General features: G+C 77.0%; 1 protein-coding gene. It reads right to left on the bottom strand.

Going from position 1 to position 508, the window contains the following annotated elements:
* Positions 1–186: 186 nt before the first annotated feature.
* Entirely contained in the window at positions 187–489 is a 303-nt protein-coding gene (locus VR45_RS31190; RefSeq protein ID WP_045943234.1) for a DUF4326 domain-containing protein, read from the bottom strand.
* Positions 490–508 lie beyond the last annotated feature (19 nt).

Raw genomic sequence — 508 nt, forward strand, 5'->3', positions numbered from 1 at the left:
TCCCGCCCTCGTCCTCGCCGTCCCACCGCCAGGACGCGTCGCCCGCCGATCGGTCGGCCGGTGTGCTCCCCATGCTTCGCCACTCGTCTTCCCCCGGGGCAGCCCTCGCGCTGCACTGTCCACGGAGAATACCCAAGCCACCGGCCCGAGCGGCCCCCGTGGGCGGGCCCGTCGGCGGTCCCGGGCTCAGCCGGGGAGGCCGTGGTCGGCGAGGTCGGCCAGGACGTCCGCGTGGCAGGGCAGCGGGGCGCACCAGCAGGCGAGGCGGCGCCCGCGCAGGTCGGGGACGAGGACGAGCAGGTCCGGGCGGGCCAGCAGGTACGCCCGGTACTTCCGCAGCATCGCCTCGCGCGGGAGCCCGGGGCCGGGGCGGAAGGGGCAGTGCAGCGGTGATCCGGCGAGGCTCCAGCCGCCGCGGTGCATCGGCCGGCCGACGTAGACCACGTCGGCGAAGGCCGGGTCGTCGCGGTGGCCTTTCAGATTGACCACGGTGGTCGGGCCGGGGCCC

Origin of the sequence: Streptomyces sp. NRRL S-495, from assembly GCF_000966955.1 — a bacterium.
GTDB classification, from domain to species: domain Bacteria; phylum Actinomycetota; class Actinomycetes; order Streptomycetales; family Streptomycetaceae; genus Kitasatospora; species Kitasatospora purpeofusca.